Raw genomic sequence first — 21,298 nt, 5'->3', positions numbered from 1 at the left:
GACGTTCGGGCGGCGGCACGGCCAGCCGCCGTCCCACGCCCGGCGTCGATCAGAAGTCGACCGTGGCCGACAGCATGAAGGTGCGCGGCGCGCCCAGGCCCAGGCTGGTCCATTGCGGCGTCGCCCAGTACGACTTGTTGGTGACGTTGTTGATGGCTGCGCGCAGCACCACCGGGTGGCTGGCGACCGACGTCGCATAGCGCGCGCCCACGTCGTAGATCGTGCGGCCCGGCACCGACAGCGAGTTGTCGGCATTGACGTACTGCTTGGACGCGGTGGTGGCGTTGGCCGTCAGCGTCAGGCCGTGCACCACCGGCACGTCCCATTCCACGCCCAGCTTGCCCTGCAGCTTGGGCACGCCCGGGGCCATCTTGCCCTGGTTCACGCCGCCCGCCGTCTTGGTCATCTTGGGGTCCACGTAGGCGATACCGCCCATCAGGCGCACGCCGTCCAGCGGCGAGCCGAAGAAGCCCCACTCGACGCCCTGGTTGCGCTGGCGTCCACCGAACGAAAACATGTTGGTGACCGGATCGGTGTAGCTGCTGGGCCGGGTGATCTCGTACAGGCTGATGGTGTGCGCGAAGTCGCCCAGGTCGAACTTCACGCCCACTTCCTTCTGCTTGGACTTGTATGGCGGAAACACCGCGCCGGCATTGGCGGCAGTGACCGGCGCCGTGGCGCCCTGGCTCAGGCCTTCGATGTAGTTGCCGTACACCGAGATGTGCTCGGTGACCTTGAGCAGCAGCGCGGCCGCGGGCGTGTTGGCGGCGGCGTCGTAGCGCGCGGTGCGCTCGCCGGTCGCCACGCTATAGGTGTCGCTGATCACTTCCTGGCGGCGCAGGCCCAGCGTCAGCTGGATGCGGTCCTGCGCGAACGACAGCGTGTCGGCGATGCCGTAGCTGACCAGGCGCAGCTTGGCCTTGGATATCTTGGGCGCGTCGAAGCGGGTGGCCGGGCCCCACTGAGGGTCGTACAGGTTGGTGACCCAGTTCTGCGACAGCACGTTGCGGCGGCCGTACTGCTCGTCCGTATGGTTGTAGTGGGTGGCGTTCATCGACCACGTATGGCCCACCGCGCCCGTCTTGAAGTTGCCGCGCACGCCGATCTCGGCGGACGAACGTTCCACGTCAAAGCCCAGGTCGGCCAGGTTGGTGCGGTAGTCGCCGGCCTCGTTGAACACCTGGATCAGGTAGGCGCCGGTCGACTTGTAGCGGGTCTGGCTGGTGCCGACGGCGGCGTACGCCGTCAGCTGATCGTTCACATCGACCTCGCCGCGCACCATCACGCCCGTGTCGCGGGTGTCGTAGAAGGCCCAGCTGGGGTTCAGCAGCGTAGTGGCCTTGGGCGGCTTGGGCACGCCCAGGCCCGGCACCAGGTTGATGCCGCGGTTCAGGCCGTCGGTGCGGTCTTCGCTGCTGTAGAAGTCGGCCGACAGGCGGGCGCGCTCGGCGCGCCAGTCCAGCGCCAGCGCGGCCAGCGAGGTCTTTTTCTGCTGGTGGTCGATGGCCGTGTTGCCATCACGATAGACGCCGTTGAAGCGGATGCCGAACTGCTTGGTCTCGCCAAAGCGCTGGCCCACGTCGACATGGCCGCCGAACTGCGAATCCGACATGTAGCTGGTGGTCAGGCGCGCCAGCGGCTCATCGCCCGCGCGCTTGGACACCAGGTTCACCGTGCCGCCCACCGAGCCGCCCGGCGGCATGCCGTTCAGCAGCGCGGACGGGCCCTTGAGCACCTCGATGCGCTCGAACATCTCGGGCGACGTGCGGTAGTACGGCGAAATGCCGAACAGGCCGTTCATCGTCACATCGCTGATGCCCGAGTTGAAGCCGCGAATCGAATAGTTCTCGCTGATGATGCCGGCCATGCCGGTGCTGAACACCGTGGGATCGGTCGCCGCGATCACGTCGGTGATGTCGCGGGCCTGCCGGTCTTCGATGAATTTCTCGGTGTACGCGATGGTGCTGAACGGCGTATCCATGAAGTCCTTTGCGCCCAGCATGCCCACCCGGCCGCCGGCCGCCACCTGCCCGCCCGCGTATACGTCCGGCAGGCCGGCCACGCCCGACCCCTGCACCGTCACCGCAGGCAGTATGGTCGTGCCGTCCGCGCCGGTTTCCACGGGCACCAGCGTGTAGCTGCCATTGGCCGCGCGCACCGCCCGCAGGCCCTGCCCGCGCAGCAATTCGGCAAAGCCTTCGCCCACGCTGTAGGCGCCGTACAGGCCCTGGCTGCTGCGGCCGGCAAGCAGGCCCGCGCTGACCGTCATTTCCACGCCGGCCTGCGCCGCGTAGGCGTTGAGCGCCGGGCCCAGCGGGCCGGCCGGCACGTTGAACGACTGGCGCGCGGGTGCAGCCGGCTGGGCAGCTTGGGCCTGTGCGGCGGGCGCCGTCACCGCCAGGGTGGCCAGCGCCACGCCCACCAGCAACACCATCCTGACCGCGGCGGCGGTGGGGTTCAGGGCGAACGCGAACGCGCGGGAGGCCGGCGTCGGGACGGCGCGGCGGGCTTGGGGTCGAGGGCGACGTGGCGCCATGGTCAGTTCCTTTGGATAGAGATGAGTTGCTTGCTGCTCACCCTATCTTTCGAATGAGAATGAGAAACCCTCAATCTTTTTTTCGACGAATATGTAACCCGCCCGGCCGTCCATCCCTTCACGGCCGATAGCCCTTCATCACGTCGTCGATCACCAGGTTCAAGGACGTCACGCTGGCGCCCGCCACGTACCAGGCGTCGGCATCCACGAACACCACCCGGCCCGTCTTCCAGGCGGTGGTCTGGCGCAGCAGCGGGTTGGCAATGGCGTCTGCGGTCAGGACCGGCCGGCGTTCCATGACGGCCGTGCGGTCCACGACATAGAGAATGTCGGGGTCGGCCTGCTGGATGAATTCGCTGGAGATCGGCTGGCCGTGCAGCCCGGCCTCGACGGCGCTGCTGGCGGGCGTGACGCCCAGTGCATCGAACACGAAGCCATAGCGCGACTTGGGGCCAAAGGAACTGAAGGCGCCGTTGTTGTGCAGCACGATCAGGGCTTTTTCCGGACGCCCCTGGATCTCTTGCCGGGCCTCGGCCACCTTGGCGTCCAGCTCGGCGGCCTTGGCGCGCGCCACGTCTTCCTTGCCGAAGATTCTGCCAAGCGTCATCAGGTGGTCTTTCACGACGCCCAGGTGGCCGTGTTCGCTGTTGCCGAAGTCCACGTCGAAATGAATCGTGGGCGCAATCTCGCTCAGTTCGCGGTAGTGGTTGGCCTGGATCGACGTCATCAGGATCAGGTCGGGCCGGGCCGCGTGGATGCGTTCCAGGTTCGGCGAGACGATGGCGCCGATGTCCTGCACGGCGGCATCCGTCTTGTATCGGGCCAGAAAGTGCGGCACGAAGTCCTTGGGCATGGCGACGACCGGTACGCCCAGTTGATCCAGCAGGTCCACCTCGTTCATGTCCAGCGCGGCCACGCGCTGCGGCCGCCGTTCGATCACGGTGGCGCCCAGCTTGTGGGTCACGGTGATGGCGGGGTAGGCCGGCGCGCTGGCCGCGCTGGTGGTGTTGGCCGGCGTTGCCGCGCCGCTCGCCGACGGCGCGTCGGCCGGCTGGCGCTCGCAGCCTTGCAACGCCGCCAAGGCGCACAGCAGCACGCCGACGGCCCAGCGACGGGGTCCGATGTTCCGGTTCATTCCAGGTCTCCTGAAGGATTGAAGTAGTCGCACAGCGGCCCGCGCGCGCCGTGGACGATGTCGAAGTCCAGTTCGTACAGCTCGCGCAAGCCTGCCTGCGTCACCACGTCGGCAACCGGCCCGGCGGCATGCAGCGCGCCCTGCTTGAGCGCCACCACGTGGTCCGAATAGCGGGCCGCGAAATTGATGTCGTGCACCACCAGGATCACGGTGCGGCCCTGCTCGTCGCACAGCCGCCGCAGCGCGCGCATGATGCGCACGGCGTGCTTCATGTCCAGGTTGTTCAGCGGCTCGTCCAGCAGCAGGCAATCGGTCTGCTGCGCAATGGTCATGGCCAGGAAAGCCAGCTGCCGCTGCCCGCCGCTCAGTTCATCGATGTAGGCGTGCCGCAAGGATTGCAGCGACAGGAAGGCGATGGCCTCGTCGATGGCCCGGCGATCCGCCGGGGTCAGCGTGCCGCGGCTATGCGGAAAACGCCCGAACGCGACCAGCTCGTCCACCGTCAGGCGCAGGTGAAAGCCCGGCGACTGCCGCAGCGTGGCCACGCGCCGGGCATAGTCGCCGATGCGGATGCCGGACACCTCGCGATCATCGAGCAGGATGCTGCCCGCCGTGGGTTCAAGCAGGCGCGCCATCAGCATCAGCAGCGTGGTCTTGCCGGCGCCGTTGGGGCCGATCAACGACGTCAGCCGGCCTGCCGGGAACGCCGTGCTGACGCCGGCCAGCACGCGCTTGCCGGCGTATTCCATCTGCACGTCTTGCACGCGGATCATGCGGGGCCTCGGGATCGGATCATCAGGAAAAGGAAATAGGCGCCGCACACCAGGTTGACCAGGATGCCGACGGTGGTGCGGTAGTTGAAGACCTGCTCGACCAGCGTCTGCGCGGCGATGAACATGCCGATCGCGATGCCGCAGCCCAGCGGCAGCGTGGTCCGATGGCGCGAGGTGTTCGCCAGCGCATAGGCGATGTTGGCCACGAAGATGCCCATGAAGGCCGTCGGCCCCAGCAGGCTGGTCGACACCGCCACCAGCACCGCGATCACGGCCAGCACGCGCGCCACGTAGCGGCCATGGTCCACCCCCAGCGACTGCGCCTGGTCGCGCCCCAGCGCCAGCACGTCCAGCACCGGCAGCATGCGCCAGGCAGCCACGCAGGCCACGGCGGCCAGCAAGGCGCCTTGCAGCAACTGGCCCGGCGCCACGCGATTGAACGACGCCTGGCTGAACCCTTGCAGCACCGCGAATTCGCCCGGGCTGGTGCGCAGCTGCACGAATTGCGTGAAGGTGCTCATCACCATCGTCAGCACCAGCCCCAAGAGCAGCAGGAACACCACGTCGCGGCGCGCGCCGCGGAACAGCCAGCGGTGGATGCCCCACGAATAGGCCAGCATCGCCAGCATCGATACCCAGAAATTGCCATCGCGGCCCAGCAGCACCACGCTGCCCATGCCCAGGGCCAGCACCAGCGACGCCTGCAACAGCAGGTACACCGCTTCGTAGCCCATGATCGCGGGGGTCAGGATGCGGTTGCCGGTCAGGGTCTGGAACAGGATCGACGACGTGGCCACGCACACGCCGCCAACCAGCATCGCGGCCAGGCGCACGAGCCGCTTGGGAATCACGTAATCGACATCCAGCCCCGAACCCGCCAGCACGAATACCGCCGCCAGCACGGCGACGCCCAGCCACAGCAGCGTGGTCCCGCGCGTCATCGCCGGCTGCGCCATATCAACGCCAGGAACAGCAGGCCGCCGATGCCGCCGGCCGTCAGGCCGATGGGCACTTCGAACGGATAGATGACAAGGCGGCCCAGGATGTCGCAGGCCAGCAGCAGCGAGGCGCCGCCCAGCGCCACCAGCGGCAGCGTGCGGCGCAGGTTGTCGCCATAATTCAGGGCCACCAGGTTCGGCACCACCAGGCCGACGAACGGAATCGCGCCCACCGTGATGACGGTGGCCGCCACCGTCACCGCCACCAGCATCAACCCCAGCGCGGCGGTGGCGGCGTAGTTCAGGCCCAGCGCCCGCGCCATGCCCTCGCCCATGCCCAGCACCGTCAGGCGCTGCGCGTACAGGTAGGTCAGCGCGACGATGGGCAGGATCAGGTAGATGATTTCGTAGTTGCCCTGCACCACTTTCGAGAAATCGCCCATCAGCCAGCCCTGCATGCTTTGCAGGATGTTGTGGCGGTAGGCGTAGAACTCGGCCACCGCGCTCAGCACGCCGCCATACATCAGGCCGATCACCGGCACCAGCACCGTATTGCGGAAATGGATGCGGCGGATGATCGCCACATACAACAGGCTGGCCGCGAAGCTGAAGGCCAGCGCAAACGCCATGCGCGTGGCCGGCCCGGCATCGGCCAGCCAGGCCAGCGACACCAGGATGCCCAGTTTGGCGGCGTCCAGCCCGCCCGACGTCGCGGGTTCCACGAACTTGTTGCGCACGATGTGCTGCAGGATCACCCCGCAGATGGCCAGGCCCACGCCGGACAGGATCAACGCCGCCAGGCGCGGCAGCCGGCTGGCGGTCAGCGTCAGCCAGGCGTCGCCGGTGCCCGACGCCAGTTGTGCCCAGGCCACCTGGCGCGCGCCCACCAGCACCGACGCGAGGCACAGCATGGCGAACAGCGCCAGCATGGCGGCCGGGCCCCAGGCCGAACGCACAGCGGTCACCGCGCCTGGCCCTGGCCGGCGATGCGCCAGCCCTTGGCCGCCTGGCGTTGGGCCAGAAAGCGCGCATAGCGCCCGCCCAGCGCCCGCAACTGCGCGGGCGTGCCCTGCTCGACCACTTCACCGCCTGCCAGCACCACGACCTGGTCGGCTGCCGCGATGGTGGACAGCTGGTGCGCAATCACGATCAGCGTGCGCTTGCCGCGCAGCCGCGCCAGCGCGCCGGCCACGGCCGCCTGGTTCTCGGCGTCCAGCGCCGCGGTGGCCTCGTCGATCAGCAGGATCGGCGCGTCCTTGAGCAGGGCGCGGGCGATCGCGATGCGCTGGCGTTCGCCGCCGGACAGGCGCGCGCCGCCCTCGCCCACCGGTGTATCCAGGCCCTGCGGCAAGCGCGCGGCAATCTCGTCCACGCCGGCTTCGCGGGCCGCCTCGCGCAGTTCGGCATCGCTGGCATCCGGCTTGCCGACGCGCAGGTTATCGGCAATGCTGCCCTGGAACAGCCACGCATCCTGGAACACCTGGCTGAGATGCCCGGCCAGGCCCGCGGCGGACAGCCCACGCACATCCACACCGCCCACGCACACACTGCCGCGATCCGCATCGAACGCCCGCGCGATCAGGCCGAACACGGTGGACTTGCCCGAACCGGATTCGCCCACCAGCGCCGTCATGCTGCCCGGCGCCACGTACAGGCTGACATCCGACAGCACGTCCGGGCCGGCCGCGTCATAGCGAAAGCCCACGCCGCGCAGCGCCACCGAGGCGTCCTGCGGCTGGCGCGGCGACGCCGGCTGCGACATGGGCGGCACCGACAGGATGTCCGTCAGGGCGTCCAGATGCACCCGCGCACCGCGCAAGGCTTCGCCGTAGCCGGCCACTTCCAGCAGCGGATCGACATAGCGGCACACCAGCAGCAACGACACGATCAACGTGGCCGCCGCGCCAGGGTCCATGCCGCCCTGCATCGCCTGCAACAAACCCAGTGCGGCGACGATCAGCGCCGCGGCGAAAGCCGCCTGCACCATCCACGCGTTCAACACCACCGACAGCGTCGACACGAAGATCGCACGCAGGGCCGAGCGGCCTTGCCGATCGATGGCCTGGGCCATGAAGCGCGTGCCGCCCTCCGCGCCATTGAACGCCCGCAGCACCGATTGGGCCTGCGCGAATTCCACCATGCGATGGCTGGCGCGGGCGGCATCGTCATGAAACGCCTGGTCCGCGCGCCGGCCCAGGCGCGCCGACAGCCACAGCGCCGCCGCCACCAGCGGCAGGGCCAGCAGCGTGATGAGGCCGATCTGCCAGTGCAGCGCCAGCAAGGCCGCGACCACCACCAGGGGCGCGACCGCACCGCTGATGACCGGTGTGAACACGTGCGCCGGCAACTGCGCCACTTCCATCATGCCGTGCGACACCACATGGCCCAGCCGAGCCGTGTTGGCGGGCGTGAACCAGCTGACCGGCAGGCCGGCCACATGCGTGCCGATGCGGTGGCGCACGCCTTGCAGCACGGCATAGCCCACGCCCACGCCGGCGCGCTCGACCCGTCGCCGCCAGGCCCATGCGGCCACGGCGCCCGCGGCCAGCAGCGCCAGCCACGGCAATGCGCCGCTCCAATCGCCGGCCAGCAGCCGCGTCAGCACCGGGGCAACCGTCACGATGGTCAGCCCGCACAACACGCCGTAGGCGACGGCCATCCAGACGTAGCGGCGGCCTACGGGTGCGTCATCGCCCAGCAGGAAAAGAAAGCGCTTCAGCATGACGGCACCTCCTGGGGTTGGTGCAGCGGCGCGGCCCGAAGCGGTGGCCCGTCCTGCGCCTCGGCATACCCGCCCATCTGCCACAACCGCGCGTAGCGTCCCTGCCGCGCCAGCAGTTCCGCGTGACTGCCCTGCTCGCATACCCGGCCTTGGTCCAGCACGATGATGCGGTCGGCATGCATGACGGTATCCAGCCGATGGGCAATCACCAGCAGCGTGCGGCCTTGTGCAAAGCGTGACAGTGCTTCCTGGATCGCCGCCTCGTTGCCCGCGTCCGCGGCCGAGGTGGCTTCGTCCAGCACCAGCACCGGCGGGTCCAGCAAGATCGCGCGCGCGATGCTCACGCGCTGCTGCTCGCCGCCCGACAGGCGCGCATCTTCGCCGACGACCGAGTCGTAGCCGCGGGGCAGCGCCAGGATGCGGTCGTGGATATTGGCGGCGCGCGCGGCCTGCTCGATCTCGTGCGCGCTGGCGTCGGGGCGGCCCAGCGCGATGTTGTCGCGCACGCTGGCATGGATCAGCCGCACCTCTTGCAGCACGAAGCCGATGCGGCGGTACAACGTGGTCGATTCGATCAGCCGCAGGTCCGCGCCGCCCACGGTGATGCGGCCCTGTGCCGGATCGAAAAAGCGCAGCAGCAGCCGCGCCAGCGTCGATTTTCCGGACCCCGACGCGCCCACCAGCGCCGTCACCGAGCCGGGCGCCAGGGTGAAGCTCACGTCCGACAGCACCGGCTCGCGCGCGTCGTAGGCATACGAGACCTGCTCGAAGCGCACGGCGTTGCCGTCCGGCACCTGGCGCAGCGCCGGGTCCGGCTGCGCCAGCACGGGCGTGTCCAGCAGCGCCTGCACGCGCTGCGCGGCGCCTGTCGCGTGGGCCACGCCGTGGGTGATGAAGCCCAGCAGCTGCAACGGGGCGGCAATGCCCGGCGCCACCAGCGCGAACGGCAGGATGTCGATGGGCGCGATCCAGCCCAGGCCAACGAACAGCGTGCCGGACGCCAGCACCACGGCCAGCACGGCGGCCGGCGCGATCAGCGCATTGGCGTTGGCCAGCGGCGCCACCAGGGGCCGCGTGAAGGCCAGGAAGGCGCCGGCAAAGCCGTCCACCGCCTCGTGATAACCGCGGTGCGCGCGGCCGTCGGCGCCAAAGGCTTTCACCGCGGCAATTCCACCGACGAATTCGTTCACCGCGTTGTTCAGCCGCGTCTGCGTGGCAACGAAGGCCTGCATGTTGGCGGGGTCGATGGCTTTCTTGGCGGCGCCGAACACCAGGTGAAAGGCGGGAAACGGCAGCAGCGACACGATCGCCATGCGCCAATCCAGCGCAAACAGGAACAGCACCGAGATGGCGATGGCCCCCACCGCGCGGCCCGTAGTCGTGTAGAAATGGGCGGTCAGTTCATGCAGCGTGCCGATGTCGTCCTGCATCACCTGCTTGACCTCGCCCGATGCACGGCTGGTGAACCAGCCCAGCGGCACCTGCGCCAGGCGCCGCATCACGGCCAGGCGCAGCGCATGCGTCATGCGGTTGTCGGCCAGGTGGGCCACCAGTTCGCCCAGGCCGATCAGCACGATGCCTGCGAACAGGCTGGCCAGGCTGACGACCACCGTGCGCACGATTTCGTCCTGCGCCATGGCCAGGCCGCCCGAGGCATCCCGCGCGATATGCGCCAGCCGGACGATGCCGGCCAGCGGCACCAGCGTCAGCATGGCGCCCAGCGCCGCCAGCACGCCGGCGCAGATCAATCGGCTGCGGATGGGGGCCAGCACACGGCGCACAGGGCTGACCGGGCGGGCGGAAGATGCGGCCACGTTGCGGGACTCCTCGGGTTCGAAAAATGGATGGTTCTCATCCTGTCTCTCGAACGAGACCGGAAATCCCTCAATCCGGCATTGCATCAAGCTGTAACTGCGCCTTTCTCAGGGCCGGCCTTACTGCGCTGGCAGCACCGTCACCCAGTAGCGCGTATGGCGGCTGATCGCCACCGGCAACGCCAGCGTCAGGTTATGCAGCGCCCGGTCGGTATCGCGCAGCGGGAAGATGCCGTTCACCCGCAGGTCGCCCACGGCGGGATCGCAGGCCAGGTGCCCACTGCGGTAACGCGCCAGCTCGGCCACCAGGTCGTCCAGCCGCATGTTGTCGGCCACCAGCATGCCGCGCGTCCAGGCCGCGTCGCTGTCGGGCACCGCTTCGGGCGCCTGCACCCGGTCGGCGTTGAAGGTCGCCCCTTGGCCCGCATCGACCCGCGTGGGGCTGCTGCCCGCATAGGTCGGCCGCACTTCCACCGCGCCTTCGAACACGGCCACGCTGGACGTGGCATCGTCCTGCCGCAGTGAAAAGCGCGTGCCCAGGGCCTGCACCACGCCGTCACGGCCGCGCACCCGGAAGGGCCGCGCGGCGGGTGCGGGGTCGGGCGCGGTCGTCACCAGGATCTGGCCGGCGCGCAGCACCAGCAGGCGTTCGTTGTCATCAAAGCGCACGTCGATCGCCGAGGCCGACGCCAGCACCACCCGCGTGCCGTCGGGCAAAGTGAGGTCGCGGATGTCGCCCGTGCCGGTGCTGTGCGCCGCGGTGGCCAGTTGCCAGGCCTGCGTGCCGCGCACGGCATACGCTACGCCCCCCACCACCACGCCCAGGCCCAGCAACTGCAGCAGCCGGCGGCGGCCCTGGCGTGCGCCGGACGCCGATTCACGCAGCGCATGACGCGCCACGTCGCGTGGCAGGCTGCGCAAGCGGCCGTCGCAATCGTTCAGCCGGTTCCAGGCCAGCTCATGCTTGGGGTGTTCGGCGCGCCAGCGCGCACAGGCCGCCCGGTCGGCGTCGGAAGCGTCGTCCGCGCCCAGCCGCGCCAGCCATTCGGATGCGCGCAGGATCACGGCCGCATCCAGCGCTTCATCGGCGCCGTCCGGGCTATTCAATGGGGGGGTGGGATAAGACGCGGGCATGGGCTTGGCCGCGTCAACGCGCCGCGCCGTACATCGTCTGGTAGCAGGCGGCCATGCCGGCGGCGATGTACTTTTCCACCGACGACACCGACACCCCGAGCTCGGCGGCGATCTCGCGATAGCTCATGCCATCCAGCTTGCACAGCAGCAGCGCCTTGCGCGCCTTGGGCGCCAGCTTGTTCAGCGCGGCGTCGATCTGCACCAGCGCTTCCACGGCCAGCGCGCGCGTTTCCTCGGACGGCCCGAACGGGTCGGACACGAGGGCCAGCGCTTCCAGATAGGCGGCTTCGATCTGGCGGCGGCGGTACAGATCCACCACCATGCCGTTGGCAATCTGCGTCAGGTCGCGGCGCGAATGGTCGGGCGGCGGAATGCGGCCGGTCTTGAGCAGATAGAGATAGACGTCGTGGGCCAGGTCCGCGGCATCGAACGGATTGCCCAACTTGCGGCGCAATAGCCCGCGCAACCAACCGTAGTGGTCGGCGTACAGCGTCTTGACCTGATGCTCGAACTCAGCGGTGCTCACAATGCCCTGGCGACCTCAAAGGCCAGCACGGGGACGGCTCGCCGAAAAACAAGAACAATTCTTATTCATTATCGTCAAAATCAGACGGGTTCGCAATTTGGAAGCATTGTCACGAGGGTGGCTTTGAACTAATTTCACTAAAACAACCTATTTCAGCAAACGCTGAAATAGATATTTTCATTGAAAATTGTTGCTTCATTTCATCAGAAAGGCTATTTTCAACAAATGCTGAAAATAGCCAATTCGATGAAATCTGCGGAACTGCACGCCGGCCTGGCGCTGCGGCAACTGCTGGAGGAAGTCCCGATCATCAAGGTCGAGGGCATCGAACATGATGCCGCTTCGACGGGATGGGAACCAGACCTGGTTGCCCGCATCCTTGTGAACGGGCGGCCTCGGGTGCTGGTGTGCGATGTCAAATCCAATGGGCAGCCGCGCTATGCGCGTGCCGCCTTGCTGCAACTGCGCGATTCGATCCAAAAGCACTCCTCCAGGGTGTCACCCGTCTTCATCGCGCCGTTCATTTCACCCGCCGTCCGGCGCCTGTGCGAGGAAAAGAACGTCAACTATCTCGACCTTGCCGGCAATGCCCGCATCGCGTTCGATGGCGTATTCATCGAACGCGTCGTGATGGACAAAGGCGCAAACCAACAACGGCAGTTGAAGTCGATCTTCAGTCCCAAATCGGCACAGGTGCTGCGCACGATGTTCCGCGACCCCGGCCGCGCCTGGCGTGTCGCCGAACTCGCCGCAGCGTCACACGTCAGCCTGGGGCATGTCAGCAATGTCCGCAAAGGCCTGATCGACCAGGAATGGGCGATGACCACACACGACGGACTGATGCTGTCGCAACCTGATGCGCTATTGGACGCCTGGCGGGATGCCTATCAATCGCCGCGAGGCGAACGCTTGCGCTTCTACACCCCGCTGCACGGCAAGGCGCTGGAAGACGCGGTGCATAACGTATTGGGCACACAGGGCGGCCCCGGGGTCGCGGCATTCTCTTCGTTTTCTGCCGCGCAATGGCTTGCCCCTTATGGTCGTACCGGCATGCACTATTTTCTTGCCGACCAAGACGGGCTGGGCAAGCTCAAGACAGCCTTGGCGCTGACGCCGGCTGCGCACGGAGAAAACGTGATCATCACCGTGCCCAACGACGACGAATGCCTTGCCGATGTGATCGAGCCCGCCCATGGCATTGTCTGCACGAGCGTCCTGCAAACCTATCTTGATCTCTCCATTGCGGGTGAGCGCGGCGCCGAAGCTGCTGAATACTTGCGCAACGAAAAGCTCGAATGGCCCCGATAACACCGCCCGAACCCCAATCCGCCGCCGACTACGACGATCGCACCACCGCTGCCGTAAAAGCCGTCCTGCTTGAAATCGGACAGATCCTGGGAAGCTTCCGGGGAAAATTCGCCATTGTGGGTGGCGCCGTCCCCTGGCTGCTGCTCGATAGCGCGGACATGCCGCACGTCGGCACGGTCGACGTCGACGTGGGTCTGGATGCCGCCGCGCTTGGCGACGGTGAATACGCCACGCTGATCGAAGCGCTACGCAATCACGGGTACGCCCAGCGCAACAGCTTGCGCCGCTTTCAACTGGTGCGTCGGGTGCCGGCGCGTGATGCCGGCAAGGCCATCGATGTGGTGGTCGACTTCCTGATGCCGCGTGACGCCGAAATCGTCAAGAACAATCCCCCCTTGATCAACGACTTCGCAGTCCAGCGCGCCAGTGGCGCAGACCTGGCAATGCGCTTCTATCAAATGGTGGCTATTGCCGGCCCCATGCCCGACGGCGGCACCAACCGTGTCGAGATTGCCGTGTGTTCGATCCCCGCATTGCTGGCAATGAAAGGGCATGCACTGGCCGGACGCTACAAGCAAAAGGATGCCTACGACATCTACTACTGCGTAAGAAACTATCCCGACGGCATCCCCGCGTTGGCGCAAGAATGCCTGCCCTTGCTCGCCCATGCGAGCGGCGAGCAGGGCTTTCGATATATCTCGGACAAGTTCGACTCGTTCGAAGGCTACGGCCCCACCTGCGTCAGGTGTTTTGTCGAAGACACCCAGGCGCTGGCCGAACGCACGCCAGCACAATGGCAGCAGGACGCGTTCGGACAGGTTGATGCCTTGCTTCGTGCAATGGCATTGCGAGGTTGATTCAAGGAACGCTGCGCGTGGCTCGGGCCGTCACGCGCAAGCAACGCTCTATTGACTGAACCGAATCGACGCCGCAAACCGATCGAACACCGGCGTCCAGCGGACAAACTCCGCCTTGGCGCCTTCCCGCGTGGCGTGCTGCGCGCCGCACACGATCGTCCAGACCTGCGTGGGCGTCACGGCGGCAAAGTTCTTGGCGGTGATGAAAGCGCCGCCGCTGACCGGGCCTTCGGCCGACTCGTACACGACCCATGGCGCCAGGGCCTGGCCGATCATGTCCTTGCCGGTTTTCAGCACGGTCACGACGCTGCCCTTCTTGCGCAGGTTGTCTTCCCAGTATTCCCGGGTGCTGGGGAACTGTTCCATCTTCAGGTTCAGCGCGCTTTGCGACTGGCCGGACGGCAGCTTGCGGGCGTTGAGCGAACAGCCGTGCTGGCTGGCCGGGCCGGATTCCAGCGAGATCAGCCAGGCGCCCTGTTCTTGCTGCACCTGGTAGGTCCAGCCGTCGGGCAAGGTGAAGGCGATGCCTTGCTCGGGCAGGGAAACCTCCTGCGCGCAGGCGGGGGCAGCCAGGCCGCCGAGCAGCGCCAGCCCGGACAACCACAGCGCCCCCCGCGCAGGGGATTTCCCGCTTTCCATCAGAACCGGTAACGCACGTCCAGCGTGCCCGAGTGCTGCTGGTTGCCTTCGCCATACTGGCCGCCGTAGCTCACGCCCACGGTGGTGCGCTTGCTGACCGCCATGTTCACGCCCAGCTCGACCAGCGCCGCATTGCGCGCAATCGGCACGCCGTTGGTGGTGAAGGAATCGCCGCCCTGCACGAACGACAGGGTGCTGGCCGGATCGACATCGCCGAAGGCGTGACGCCAGCCCAGCGTGCCGAACAACTGCCCTTGCGCCCCGGCGCTTTCGAAGGCGCTGCGTGCGTGCAGGCCGAGCGTGGTGGTGGTGACGTTGTTGCGGCCGGCATCGCCGCGCAGTGCGGCATCGCCGCCCGACTCGGTGAAGCCCTGCGTGCGCAGGCTGCTGAAGCCGGCGCCCACGAACGGTTCCAGCGTGACGCGGTCGGTCAGCGGCATGGCGTAGCCGAGTTCGCCGAACACCTGGCTGGTGTTGCCGTCGTAGTCGGCCTTCAGCGTCTGCGGCAGGCCGGCGGCATTCGCGTAGCGTTGGGTCTTCATGTCGTGCCAGGTGTAGGACGCGCCCAGGCTCAGATTGAGCTTGGCGCTGCCGGCGTCGAACGCCTTGCCGCCATACACGGTCACGCTGTAGCTGTCGGCCTGCGAGCTGGAAGCGCGGTCGCCGGTGCGGCTGCGGCTGTTGGCAAAGCCCAAGGCCCCGCCCAGGCGCCAGCCGCCGCCGACGGCCACATCGCCGCCCACGGACACGCCGCTGTCGCTCTGCGTGGTGCTGGCCGCGTTGCCGTTGCCGCTCAGCGAGCTCCAGTTGCCAAAGACCTGCGCCCACAGCGGCTGCGCCGACGATTGCGGCAAGGCGGCCGCGTTGCCCAGGCCCAGTTGGGCGGTGGGCACGCCAGGCAGCATGCCTGCCGCCAGGTTGGCGCGCAGGCGGTTCATCGGCACCTGCACGAAGGTGTTGGCCACCCCCTGCACCACCGCCACGTTGGTCGCGTGGGCCTCGCCGGACAGGCCGTTGAAGACATCGATCGGCTCACCGGTGGACAGGTTCAGTACGCGAAGGCGCAATGGGCTATTGGCAGGCAGGCTTTGCAGCGCATCCGCCACCGAACGCTGGTTGCTGGTGACGGCAACGTCGGCGAACTGGATCGGACGCGTACCGCCGCCGCTCTCGCCATTGCCGCCATTGCCGTTGCCGTTGCCGTTGTTGCCCCCCGTGCCGCCGTTGCCGGTATCCGGCACCTGCTTGAGCTGCATCGACAGGTCCACCTGGTTCGCGCCATAGGCCAGCGACGGCGTCAGGAAGGCCAGGTTGCTGGACACATCGCCAAAGCGGCCTTGCACGCCTGCGCCTGCGGTCAGGATCGTATAGGTGGTGGACGGCGCATAGGAGCCGTTCTGGCCCACGTGCAGCACCGAGCCGGCCAGGCTGGCGATGCCGCCGACATGGACGGCGCTGTGCTGGCCGTCGGCCGTCGCGGCCACGCGCAGCGACGAACCCGGCTGCATGCTCAGGTTGCCCTGTATGTTCAGCGTGCCAAACGGCGTGGCGGCATTGCCCGGCGCCAAGGTGGCGCCTCCGCCCAGCAACAGATGGTTCAGCGTGCCGGTGCCCGACACCGTGTTGTCCTGCGCGGTCGTGATCACCGTGCCGCCGAGCTTGCCGTCAACCTGCAGCCCGCCCGTCGACATCAGCGTCGTGCCGGTGAACGCGCTGCTGTCGCCCGTCAATGCCAGCGTGCCGGCGCCCACCTTGAAGACCGAGCCCGTGCCGGCGAAGGCGCCTGCGAACGTCGAATCGGTCGCGCGGTTGAAGGTCAGGCTGCCGTTGTTGATGATGGTGCCGCCCAACGTGCCGCTGTTGGCGCCGTCGCCCACCTGCAGCGAACCCGAGGCGATGGTGGTGATGCCGGTGAATGTGCTGTCGCCCGTCAGCACCAGCGTGCCGGAGCCTTCCTGGCGCAGGTTGCCCGAACCGGAAATTGCACCGTCGTAGACCACGCGGTCGCTGCGCTTGAAGGCCAGCGTGCCGCCAGCCTGGATGTCGGCGTTGCCGGCGATGCTGCCCGCGGTGCCGCCATCGCCCACTTGCAGCTTGCCTGCGGCCACGGTGGTGGCGCCCAGGTAAGAGTTGGCGCCGGTCAGCACCAGCGTGCCCGCGCCCAGCTTGTTCAGGCCGCCAATGCCCCAGAGCGATTGCGACACCGTGAAGGTGTTGGCGGCGTCGGCGATATCCAGCCCGCCGCCTGCCGCGCCCAGCGTGATCGCGCGGGCCGTGTTCTGGAAGGCCGTGCCGGTCACGCGCAGCGTGCCGCCCTGGAAGTCCAGGCCGCCCAGGGCCGCGCCCAGGTTGGCGTCGGACGACACCGACAGCGTGCCCGCGGACAGTTGCGTCTGGGCGTAGGTGTTGGCGCCGTTCAGCACCAGCGTGCCCGCGCCCGTCTTGTTCAGGCCATTGCCGGCGAGGGTGTTGTCCAGTGTCGCGGTCCAGCCCGCCGACGGCGCGCTGCCGTCGCCCACGCGCACCTCGGTCAACAGGCCGGCAGACGGCGCCACCAGGTTGAGCGCGTCGCCATTCATGCGATAGCCGTCGGCGGCGAACTGCACGCCGTTGGCGCCGATGCTGCCTTGCGATGCATCCACGGTGACCGTGCCCGGCGCGCCCGCGAAGATGGCGAAACCGTTGCTCGGCGTGAATATCGAGGTCAAGGCCGCGGTGGTGTCCGTCCAGGTGGCGCTGTTGCTGGACCAGGTGCCGGACCCGCCGCCAAACTGAGTGGGCGTGGCCAGGCCATTGGCGTTCCAGATGTTGAGGACGAGGTTGCCCGAATTGATCAGGTTGATCTGCTTCACGTCAGACCGGTACTGCACGGTCTGGCCGGTCTGCACACCGGTGATGCCACCGTTGGTCTGCAACAGCGAGCCGGTGTAGTCGAACAGGCGATACACCCCATAGCCGAAGCCGCCGGCATCGTTGACGTTGAGCTGGGTGCCGTTCAATGCCAGGTTGCCGTTGACCTGCACGCTGTGGCCCGCACTGCCCGGGGCGCCGAACGTATAGTTCATCTGGCTGCCCTGCGCCAGCTTCAGGTTGCCATTGACGGTGAAGGTGCCGCCCGACGCGCCAGGCGCCAGGCTGGCGCCGGACTGCACGTTGACGTCGCCGTTCACCTGGCCGAAGCCGCCGATCGACGCGCCGCTGGCCACCGTCACCGTGCTGTTCAGCCGCGCGCCGCTGTTCAGGGACGACCCGCCCACCCACAGGGTCCCCGCGTTCACCTGGGTCGCGCCGGTATAGGTGTTGACGCCGTTCAGCGTCAGCGAAGCGGTCGTGTCCTTGTTCAGGCCGCCAGTACCGGCAATCACGCCGTCATAGCTGCCCGCGCCCAGCGTGAGCGTGTTGGCGCCCAAGGTGACCCGCCCGCCCGCATCGCCGTTGAGCATGCCCAGCGCGTTAGCGCCCGCCGCCGACATGTCGAACTCGCCCGCGCTCCCGATTCTTACGATGGAACCGGCTGCCAGCCTGCCTCCCGTGCCCAGCGCCAGCGTGCCCGACTGGATGGTGACGCCGCCCGTGAAGGTGTTGGCGCCGGTCAAGGTCTGCTTGGCCAGGCCGCCCTTGATCAGGCTACCCGTGCCTTCGATCACGCCGCCAAAGGTAGACACGGCGTTGTTCTGGATATTCAGCGTGTTGGCGCCGAGCGACACCGTACCCCCCGTGCCGGCCAGGCCATTGACGTACTGGGTGGCGACGCTTGAGGAAAGGTCAAGCGCGGCGTTCGGGCTCAGGGTCACCCGCGACAACGGGCTCATCAAACCACCCGGCGCCACCTGCAGGGTGCCTGCCTCGATAGCGGTGTTGCCCTGATGAAGAAGCGTACCGGCAATCGTCAGGGTGCCGGTGTCTTGCTTGGTCAGGTTGCCCGTGCCGGACATCGCGCCCGCATAGGTGCCGTTGGCCGGGCTGGAAAAGATCACCGTCCCGTCATTGACAATCGAGCCCTGCAGGCTCGTGGCATCGCCCTTGACCGTGGCGCCCGAGACGACGGTGGTGCCGCCGGAATAGTTATTCGCACCCGTGAGCGTGACCGTGCCGGGGCTTGCCACCGTCAAGCCGCCGGAGCCCGACAGCACGCCGGACAGCGTGAAGTCGTAGGCGCCGCCCGCGCGCAGGCCAAGCAAGCTCAACATGAAGTTGTTGCCCACCGACACGCCTGCGCTCGTCGCGCCGACGCCACCGCCGGACGCACCAATCGCAATGGTGCCCAGCCCGCCGGTATTGTCCAGAAGCACCATGCCGCCATTGAGCGTAATGTTGCCGACCCCAGGCAGCACCGGACCGCCCGACAGGCTCCAGGTACCGCCGGTGACGGTCAGGCTGTTGAAGTTCTGGTACGTGCCGGCGGCGACGGGGGTGTCTATCCCGCGGTTGGCGGTATCCGCAAAAATCAGTGAATTCACGCCGCCCGCGCCGCCGTCCACCGTGCCCGGCGCCGCGAAGAGCAGGCCCGGAACGTTGGCGACGGTGATGGTTCCGGTCGTCTGGCTGTCCGCGCTGATCACCGAGCCGGATTCGGCAACGAAGGTGTTTTTGCTGTTCGCCCCCAACGACACGCTGCCGTTGATCGTGCCCGCGTTGGTGAAACTGTTGCCCAGGGACAGGCCGGCCGATTCAAACGCAACGCGGCCGGCAATGGTCCCACTGCTGGTGTTTTTGAAACTGGTCACCCCGCCGCCATAGATGGCCACCGCTGCGATATCCGCGCTGGCGCGGGCGCCGTCGTTCAGCGCCTTGGCCTCAATGCGGCCGTCGTTGGTGACATTGGTAACGCCGCCCTCGCCATTGTGGATGGACAGCGCCATCCCCGTCAGGCCCGCCAACTGCGCCTGGTAGATCGGGTCGCCCGAGCCCCGAAGCATGCCGAAGATGTTGTTGTTGACCGTATACGTGCCAAAGGCCGGCGCCGTCGCTTCCGGCACGCCCAGGACCAGCCCCGACGACAGAATGCTCAGGCCGGCGCCCAATGCGTACACGTCAACGGCGCCGTTATTGGTCACCGTCACATTGTTGTTCTGCAGCCGCAGCGCCGTACCGCCAGTGCCCACCAACACGCCCAACCCGCTGCCCTGGTTCAGCGTCACGTCCAGACCGCTCGCCGCGTTGGAGTAGCTCGGCTGCAGCGGGTAGGCTGGCCCGCTGCACGTCACGGTGAGCCCTGCCGCCGAACACATCGCCTGGGCCGCAGAGCCCCACCCGGCCAGCCCCAGCCCCAAGGCGACGGCCACCGCGTGCAACCGCCACCGCACCGGCGCGTACACCGCCGATGGCGCCGCGCCCCCGCGCGGCTGGGCCGCCAGTTCCGACACGGGCTGCCACATGCGCATAGCGCGGTTCCATACCAAGCGGTATACGTGATTCAAGGCCTGCTCCTCCTGAGTTGGCGGCAATCGATGCTGGGCGTGCGCAACGCGCAACGACAACGGGCGGTGACGGCAACGACGCGATCTGTTTCCGCCCGGGGCGTGACTATAACGCCCTGCAATTATTTTTTACAATTTAGGTTACAAAAAGGGCGGACGTTCACCCGGCTGGGCATACTAAAGGCGTATGCCTGGGTGATCGGCCACCGATCCTACCGGTGAGTAACACGAAGCCCGAATCAGTTCCATGCCGGAAAAGCCTTCGGCCGATGGCGCGCTGGAGCGCGGCATCGGCCGATATGGCTTTCTTGATGTGTCCCGCCCCGATTGCCGCCCGGGCGCTCGACGGCGGCCGGTCCGGCAAGCGTCCCGCCCCTACTCCGGCAGATACGCCTCGGCACCGATCTCGATGATCTGTTCTTCGCTCAGCCGGCGGTGCCAGTGGGAATACAGCACCTGCTGCCCGGGCGCCAGGCCGATCTCGTGCTTCAGGTAGTGGTGGATCGCCCGAAACGCCTTGTGCTCGCACCCGCCCCAGACGAAAACGTCACCCGGGTCCGCCGGCCAGGGCAGCGCGCGCAGCGCATCCGGCAGCAGTGGGGTGGTGCCGGCGGGGGCCGGGCCGCGATGCAGCCAGTGCAGCTGGACGCCAGGCGGCTTTTGCAACGGCAGTTCTTCGGCCGCGTCGCGCACTTCGATACAGGCGTGGCCGCGGGCATCGGCCGGCAGCGTTTCCAGGATGCGGGCAATGCCCGGCAGCGCGGTTTCGTCGCCCACGAACACCCGGAACGGCGCCGGTTTCGGCCCCCCCGCCGCCGGGCCCACCAGGCCCACCTGGTCGCCGGGAGTGGCGGCCTGCGCCCATCGGGTCGCCGGGCCGGCGTCCTGGTGCAGCGCAAAATCGATGGTCAGCGTGCCCTGCGCCACGTCGACGGCGCGCAGGGTGTAGACCCGCGTCGCCATCTTGCCGCCGGGCCAGACCACGCGGCCGGCATCGTCCAGCATGGGCCAGACGGGCGCCGCGTCGCCCCTGGGCGCGAAGATCAGGCGGCAATGCAGTTGGTCGGCTCGGTCCAGGTGGGCCAGGTCGTCGCCCCGGAACACGATGCGGCGCAGGTGCGGCGTCAACGCTTGCACGGCGGCCACGCGCACCACCCGCAAATCCGCCAGCGGCGCCAGGCCGCCCGTGTCGCCGGTCCATTCGATGTGCAGCCGTTCACGCGCGGCGATGAAGCCGATGGGGCCGGCCAGGGCATGCTTCATGCGGTTCAGCGCCTGGCGGTCGCGGGTCTGCACCTGGATCAGCAGTTCGCCCGGTAGCGCCCGCAACGTGGCCTGGCCGAAGGCGGCCGTGACCCGGTACGCGTCGCCGTCCGGCGTCACCGTCATGTCGTGCGTGGCGATCGAGGCCAGGATGGGGTCGAGATAATCGGCCAGCGCCGCGAACGCGATGCGGGCCGAGGCCGTACAGGGCCGGTCTTGGTCAGGGGACAAGC

The 21,298-nt window shown here is 67.8% G+C and carries 14 protein-coding genes; 2 read left to right on the top strand and 12 right to left on the bottom strand.

Annotation, left to right across the window (positions count from 1 at the left end):
• Positions 1–49: 49 nt before the first annotated feature.
• The 9 genes from HV798_RS03865 to HV798_RS03825 form a co-directional block, all read right to left on the bottom strand.
• The gene (locus HV798_RS03865) at positions 50–2,536 is read right to left on the bottom strand and encodes a TonB-dependent receptor (protein ID WP_175191286.1); all 2,487 of its coding nucleotides are present in this window, start codon (positions 2,534–2,536) and stop codon (positions 50–52) included.
• 118 nt (positions 2,537–2,654) lie between these two features.
• Positions 2,655–3,671 (bottom strand): siderophore ABC transporter substrate-binding protein, encoded by a 1,017-nt coding sequence (locus HV798_RS03860; RefSeq protein WP_175191287.1) that lies wholly within the window; start codon positions 3,669–3,671, stop codon positions 2,655–2,657.
• Positions 3,668–4,444: an iron ABC transporter ATP-binding protein gene (locus tag HV798_RS03855; RefSeq protein ID WP_175191288.1), complete on the bottom strand. Its 777-nt coding sequence runs from the start codon at positions 4,442–4,444 to the stop codon at positions 3,668–3,670. The genes HV798_RS03860 and HV798_RS03855 overlap by 4 nt, the downstream gene beginning before the upstream one ends.
• Positions 4,441–5,385 (bottom strand): iron chelate uptake ABC transporter family permease subunit, encoded by a 945-nt coding sequence (locus HV798_RS03850; RefSeq protein ID WP_175191289.1) that lies wholly within the window; start codon positions 5,383–5,385, stop codon positions 4,441–4,443. The genes HV798_RS03855 and HV798_RS03850 overlap by 4 nt, the downstream gene beginning before the upstream one ends.
• Complete coding sequence (locus HV798_RS03845; protein ID WP_175191492.1) at positions 5,382–6,311, bottom strand: ABC transporter permease; 930 nt, start codon at positions 6,309–6,311, stop codon at positions 5,382–5,384. The genes HV798_RS03850 and HV798_RS03845 overlap by 4 nt, the downstream gene beginning before the upstream one ends.
• Before the next feature lie 32 nt (positions 6,312–6,343).
• Entirely contained in the window at positions 6,344–8,104 is a 1,761-nt protein-coding gene (locus HV798_RS03840; RefSeq protein WP_175191290.1) for an ABC transporter ATP-binding protein, read from the bottom strand.
• Complete coding sequence (locus HV798_RS03835) at positions 8,098–9,816, bottom strand: ABC transporter ATP-binding protein (protein ID WP_246288581.1); 1,719 nt, start codon at positions 9,814–9,816, stop codon at positions 8,098–8,100. The genes HV798_RS03840 and HV798_RS03835 overlap by 7 nt, the downstream gene beginning before the upstream one ends.
• Positions 9,817–10,038: 222 nt before the next feature.
• Positions 10,039–11,052, bottom strand: coding sequence for a FecR domain-containing protein (locus HV798_RS03830; RefSeq protein WP_175191292.1), 1,014 nt, complete (start codon positions 11,050–11,052; stop codon positions 10,039–10,041).
• A 13-nt stretch (positions 11,053–11,065) separates the two neighbouring features.
• Positions 11,066–11,578: a sigma-70 family RNA polymerase sigma factor gene (locus HV798_RS03825; protein ID WP_175191293.1), complete on the bottom strand. Its 513-nt coding sequence runs from the start codon at positions 11,576–11,578 to the stop codon at positions 11,066–11,068.
• Positions 11,579–11,803: 225 nt separating this feature from the next.
• On the opposite strand from HV798_RS03825, the gene HV798_RS03820 reads away from it, so the two are divergent.
• Positions 11,804–12,886 (top strand): hypothetical protein, encoded by a 1,083-nt coding sequence (locus HV798_RS03820; protein ID WP_175191493.1) that lies wholly within the window; start codon positions 11,804–11,806, stop codon positions 12,884–12,886.
• Positions 12,874–13,743, top strand: a complete 870-nt coding sequence (locus HV798_RS03815; RefSeq protein WP_175191294.1) for a nucleotidyl transferase AbiEii/AbiGii toxin family protein — start codon at positions 12,874–12,876, stop codon at positions 13,741–13,743. The genes HV798_RS03820 and HV798_RS03815 overlap by 13 nt, the downstream gene beginning before the upstream one ends.
• Before the next feature lie 48 nt (positions 13,744–13,791).
• Here HV798_RS03815 and HV798_RS03810 read toward each other — a convergent pair whose 3' ends face one another.
• The 3 genes from HV798_RS03810 to HV798_RS03800 form a co-directional block, all read right to left on the bottom strand.
• Positions 13,792–14,382 carry a hypothetical protein gene (locus tag HV798_RS03810; protein ID WP_175191295.1) on the bottom strand — a complete coding sequence of 197 codons (591 nt, stop codon included), beginning with the start codon at positions 14,380–14,382 and terminating at the stop codon, positions 13,792–13,794.
• Entirely contained in the window at positions 14,382–19,802 is a 5,421-nt protein-coding gene (locus HV798_RS31605) for an autotransporter domain-containing protein (RefSeq protein ID WP_217481142.1), read from the bottom strand. The genes HV798_RS03810 and HV798_RS31605 overlap by 1 nt, the downstream gene beginning before the upstream one ends.
• Before the next feature lie 375 nt (positions 19,803–20,177).
• The gene (locus HV798_RS03800) at positions 20,178–21,296 is read right to left on the bottom strand and encodes a siderophore-interacting protein (protein ID WP_175191297.1); all 1,119 of its coding nucleotides are present in this window, start codon (positions 21,294–21,296) and stop codon (positions 20,178–20,180) included.
• Between the last annotated feature and the right edge of the window lie 2 nt (positions 21,297–21,298).

This window comes from Achromobacter deleyi (assembly GCF_902859705.1).
Classification (GTDB): domain Bacteria; phylum Pseudomonadota; class Gammaproteobacteria; order Burkholderiales; family Burkholderiaceae_B; genus Achromobacter; species Achromobacter deleyi.
This window is presented reverse-complemented; position numbering and strand designations above follow the sequence as displayed.